Consider the following 4,542-nt stretch of genomic DNA (forward strand, 5'->3'; position numbering starts at 1 on the left):
CGGCGCCGGGGGCGGCGCAGCAGGCGCCGCGGGTCGCGCGGGGCGTCCTCGCCGCCTGCTGAGCGCCGCGCGCCTGCATCCGCAGGTGCGGCGCCGACGCGACACGCTCGTCGGGGCCTTGCATCACGCGCCGTTGCTGCGAACTTCTCCCCGTCGATCCGGGAGAGCCTCGCATGCCCCACATCCTGCGCCGCGGCCTCGCCGCGCTGCTGCTTGCTGCCGGCGCGACCTGCACCGCCGCCGCGCAGCCCGCCTTCCCGAACCGCCCGGTCTCGCTGGTGGTGGGCTTCGCGCCGGGCGGGCCGGCCGACGTGGTGGCGCGGCTGGTGGCCCCCGCGCTGGCGGCCGATCTTGGCCAGCCCGTGGTGGTGGAGAATGTCTCGGGCGCGGGCGGGTCGATCGGCCAGGGGCGCGTCGCGCAGGCGCGCCCGGATGGCCACACCATTCTGTTCGGCAGCCTGGCGCAGGCGACCATCCCGACGCTGGTGCGCGGCCTGCCCTTCGACCCGCTGGCGCTCGAGGCGGTCGGGATGGTGAACGAGGTGCCGATGTCGATCATCGCGCGGCGCGACTTCCCCGCGGCCACCCTGGCGGACCTCGTGGCGGTGGTGCGGCGGGAGGGGGCGCGCCTCAACCTCGGCAATGCGGGCGTCGGTTCCACCAGCCACCTGTGCAGCCTGCTGCTGGTCTCCGCCATCGGCACGCCCGTCACCATCGTGCCCTATCGCGGCAATTCGCTGGTGATGAACGACCTGATGTCCGGCACGCTCGACCTCGGTTGCGACCAGACCACCAACAATGCCGAGCAGATCCGCGCCGGGTCCATCCGCGGCTACGCCATCACCACGCCCGAGCGCACCGCCGCCCTGCCGGATGTACCCACCACCATGGAGGCCGGGCTGCCCGCCATGGCCATGTCCGGCTGGAACATGATCTTCGCCCCGGCCGGCACGCCGCGCCCGGTGGTCGAACGACTGAACCGCGCGCTGCTGGCGACGCTGCGCGACGAGGCGGTGCTGCGCCGCATGGTCGAGCTCGGCAGCCGGCCGGCGGCGGGCGAACGCACCACGCCCGCCGGCGCGCATGCCTTCTGGCGCGCCGAGGTCGCGCGCTGGCGGCCGCTGCTCGAGGCAGCAGGCGCGAACTGAGGGGTCCCGGGCCTCCCGCGGCCCCAGCCGGCCGCCCCCTTGGCAGCGCCGCGCCGCCCGGCCAGCCTGCGGCGACAAGACCGAGGGAGCAACGACCATGCGGCTGGACCGCACCTGCCTGCCGATCGATGCCCAGGCCGGCACCTTTGCCGCGCGCATCATGGCGCCGGAGGGGCCGTGCATCGTCGGCATCATCGCCGGCGCCGCCTTCGACATGACGCCGGCCTTCGGCACCATGGCGCGCTGGATGGAGGAGGAGCACCCGGGCGCTGCCATCCGTGCGCGCGGCGCGCCGCTTGCGCTCGACCTCGATGCCCTGCTGGCCAATTCCGCGCATGACGCGCGAGACCCGTCGAAGCCCTTCCTGCTGGCGCCGATCGACCTGCAGGCGGTGAAGGCGGCCGGCGTGACCTATGTGCGGTCCATGCTGGAACGCGTGATCGAGGAACGCTGCCGCGGCGACGCCTCGGCCGCCGCCGCGGTGCGCATCGAGGTTCGCCAGATCATCGGCGACGACCTTGCCAACCTGGTGCCCGGCAGCGCCGAGGCGATGCGGGTGAAGGAGGCGCTGGTCGCGAAGGGCTGGTGGAGCCAGTACCTTGAGGTGGGCATCGGCCCGGATGCCGAGATCTTCACCAAATGCCCGCCCATGGCCGCGGTCGGCCTCGGCGCCAAGGTCGGCGTGCATCCGAATTCCGCCTGGTCGAACCCCGAGCCCGAGGCGGTGATGGTGGTGAATTCCCGTGGCCGCATCCAGGGCGCCACGCTCGGCAACGACGTGAACCTGCGCGATGTCGAGGGGCGTTCGGCGCTGCTGCTGGGGCGTGCCAAGGACAACAACGCCTCGGCCGCGCTGGGGCCGATGATCCGGCTGTTCGACGACGGCTTCGGGCTGGAGGACATCCGCCAGGCCGAGATCACGCTGACGATCAGCGGGCGGGACGGCTTCACGCTCGAGGAGACCGGCGCGGTCGGGTCGATCAGCCGCGACCCCACCGCGCTGGTGGCGCAGATGATCGGCGCGCATCACCAGTATCCGGACGGCGCGGTGCTGTATCTCGGCACGCCCTTCTCGCCGGCCAAGGATCGCGGCGCGCCGGGCATGGGATTCACCCACAAGGAAGGCGACCTGGTGCGCATCGCCTCCCCGCGGCTCGGCGCGCTGGTGAACGAGGTGGACCGCACCGACGAATGCCCGCCCTGGGCCTTCGGGGCCGGCGCGCTTTTCGCCTCGCTGACGCGGCGCGGGCTGCCGCGGCCATGAGGGAGGAGGCCGGCACGATCGACCGCGGCGACGGGGTGCGCCTCGCCTGGCGACGCATCGCCGGGCGCGGCGTGGGCGTGGTGTTTCTCGGCGGCTTCAATTCCGACATGACCGGCAGCAAGGCCGAGTTCCTCGCCGGCTGGTGCGAGGCACGGGGCACGCCCTTCCTGCGCTTCGACTATTCGGGCCATGGCGCGTCCGAAGGCCGCTTCGTGGACGGCACCATCGGCCGCTGGGCGCAGGACGCCGCCTGCGTGCTGGATGCGCTGGCACCCGGGCCGCAGGTGCTGGTGGGATCGTCCATGGGCGGGTGGATTGCGCTGCTGCTGGCGCGGCGCCGCGCGCCGCATGCGCTGGTGGGCATCGCGCCGGCGCCCGACTTCACCGAGGATCTCATGTGGGCGGAGTTCACGCCGGAGATTCGCGCCACGATCGAGCGCGAGGGCGTCTGGCACCGCCCCAGCGACTACGGCGCGCCCTATCCCATCACCCGCGCGCTGATCGAGGATGGCCGCGAGCACCTGCTGCTGCGCGGGCCGATCGCCCTCGATGTCCCGGTGCGCATCCTGCAGGGTATGGACGACCCCGACGTGCCCTGGCGCCACGCGCTGCGCATCGCGGAGGCCATCACCGGCGGCGACGTGCGCGTCACGCTGGTGAAGGATGGCGACCACCGGCTGTCGCGCCCGGCCGACCTCGCGCTACTGGGCGAGACCCTCGCGCCGCTCCTCCTCTAGGATCGCGGCGAGGCCCTCGCGATAGGTCGGGTAGCGCCAGGCGATGCCGAGCGCGGCCTTGGTCGCGGCGTTCGCCACGCGACGGTTCTCCGCCCAGAAGGACAGTGCCATGGGCGACATGCGCGCGCGCGCTTCCTCGAAGGGAACCGTCGGCGGCGGCGCGACGCCGAGCAGCCTGGCGGCGTAGTCCACCACCGCGGCGCTCTCGGCGGCCTCGTCATCCACCAGATGCAGGATACGCGTGCGCGGCGCGCTGTCCTGCGCCATCGCCGCGACCACCGCCTGCGCGATGTCGTCGCGATGGATGCGGGAGAAGGCGTGGCCCGGCTTCACCACGCGCCGCGCCGCGCCGGCGCGCAACTCGTCGAAGGGCGATCGCCCGGGGCCGTAGATGCCCCCCACCCGGAAGATGTCGAGCGCCGCGCGGGCGCCCACCAGCGCACGCCACGCGTCCTCGGCGGCGAGCCGGCGGCGCGAGCGATCCTGGCCGGGGGCGGGCAGCGTCGATTCGTCCACCTCAGCGCCGTCGCGGTCGCCATAGACGCCGGTGGTGGAAAGATAGCCGACCCAGCGCAGCGTGCCGGCGGCCAGCGCGGCATCGATCGCGCTGCGATGCGCGCCGATCACGGGGTCGCCCGATTCCCCTGGCGCTGCGGTCACGAGCAGGTGGCGCGCCTGCGCGATGGCGGGGCCTGCTGCATCGAATGCGATGGCCGTGACACCCGGCAGTGTCGGCGCCCTGGCAGGGTCGCGCCTGGTGCCCCGCACCGCCTGGCCCGTCGCCGCGGCCAGGCTTGCCGTCGCGCTTCCGGCATATCCGAGCCCCATCACCAGCAGCATGAAACCTCCCTGGACAGGTGTGCGGGATCGCCACCGCGCGCGCTGCCACGCGTGACCTGATCTGACACGGGCCGCGGGCCGCGGCCAGAGCAGCCGAGAGTCGTGCCGACCGGCCCGACGCCTTGCTCTCGCGGGCAGTTCGATCCGTGCGGGCGATTCCACCCCGCGTGCTTCTGCTCTAGATTGCGTGCATGTCACCCCTCCGCCTTCTGCTGGCCGCGACCGCGGTGCTGGTGCTTGCCGCTGGCGGCGCCGGTTGGTGGTGGCTGGGTGGCGGCGCCGGCGAGGACCCGCTGCCCACCCCGCCTGAACCGCCGCGCCTGACCGATGCGCCGGAATATGAACGCTGCCTCGATATGCTCGAGGACGATCCGGAAGGGGCGCGGAGCTTCGCCGAGTCGTGGGGCATGGAGGGCGGCGGTGAAGGCGCTGCGCATTGCGCCGCGCTGGCCGCGCTGACGCTGGGCGAGGCGGATCGCGCCGCCGAGGCGCTGGAGCGCATCGCCGCGCGCAGCCAGGCCGGCATCGCCGCACGCGCCGCGGTGTTCGGCCA

At 73.6% G+C, this 4,542-nt stretch carries 4 protein-coding genes and 1 pseudogene; 4 read left to right on the top strand and 1 reads right to left on the bottom strand.

Annotation, left to right across the window (positions count from 1 at the left end; genetic code table 11):
* Positions 1–173: 173 nt before the first annotated feature.
* From HW578_RS23305 to HW578_RS23315, 3 genes are all read left to right on the top strand, one after another.
* Positions 174–1,148 carry a tripartite tricarboxylate transporter substrate-binding protein gene (locus HW578_RS23305; protein WP_198373103.1) on the top strand — a complete coding sequence of 325 codons (975 nt, stop codon included), beginning with the start codon at positions 174–176 and terminating at the stop codon, positions 1,146–1,148.
* Between the two features lie 97 nt (positions 1,149–1,245).
* Entirely contained in the window at positions 1,246–2,412 is a 1,167-nt protein-coding gene (locus HW578_RS23310) for a fumarylacetoacetate hydrolase family protein (RefSeq protein WP_198373104.1), read from the top strand.
* Entirely contained in the window at positions 2,409–3,149 is a 741-nt protein-coding gene (locus HW578_RS23315) for an alpha/beta hydrolase (RefSeq protein WP_198373105.1), read from the top strand. Before HW578_RS23310 ends, HW578_RS23315 begins: the two co-directional genes overlap by 4 nt.
* Here the strand turns inward: HW578_RS23315 and HW578_RS23320 are convergent.
* Positions 3,114–3,989, bottom strand: a complete 876-nt coding sequence (locus HW578_RS23320; protein ID WP_198373106.1) for a Rossmann-fold NAD(P)-binding domain-containing protein — start codon at positions 3,987–3,989, stop codon at positions 3,114–3,116. The genes HW578_RS23315 and HW578_RS23320 overlap by 36 nt on opposite strands.
* Positions 3,990–4,180: 191 nt before the next feature.
* Here HW578_RS23320 and HW578_RS23325 point away from each other — a divergent pair.
* Positions 4,181–4,542: pseudogene (locus HW578_RS23325) on the top strand (tetratricopeptide repeat protein); the annotation flags it as partial.

It is taken from the genome of Roseomonas rosulenta, from assembly GCF_016106005.1.
Taxonomy (GTDB): Bacteria; Pseudomonadota; Alphaproteobacteria; order Acetobacterales; family Acetobacteraceae; genus Neoroseomonas; species Neoroseomonas rosulenta.

Coding starts and splice junctions, on each gene's coding strand:
- HW578_RS23305 (WP_198373103.1), top strand. CDS start 174: ATGCCCCACATCCTGCGCCGCGGCCTCGCCGCGCTGCTGCTTGCTGCC.
- HW578_RS23310 (WP_198373104.1), top strand. CDS start 1,246: ATGCGGCTGGACCGCACCTGCCTGCCGATCGATGCCCAGGCCGGCACC.
- HW578_RS23315 (WP_198373105.1), top strand. CDS start 2,409: ATGAGGGAGGAGGCCGGCACGATCGACCGCGGCGACGGGGTGCGCCTC.
- HW578_RS23320 (WP_198373106.1), bottom strand. CDS start 3,989: ATGCTGCTGGTGATGGGGCTCGGATATGCCGGAAGCGCGACGGCAAGC.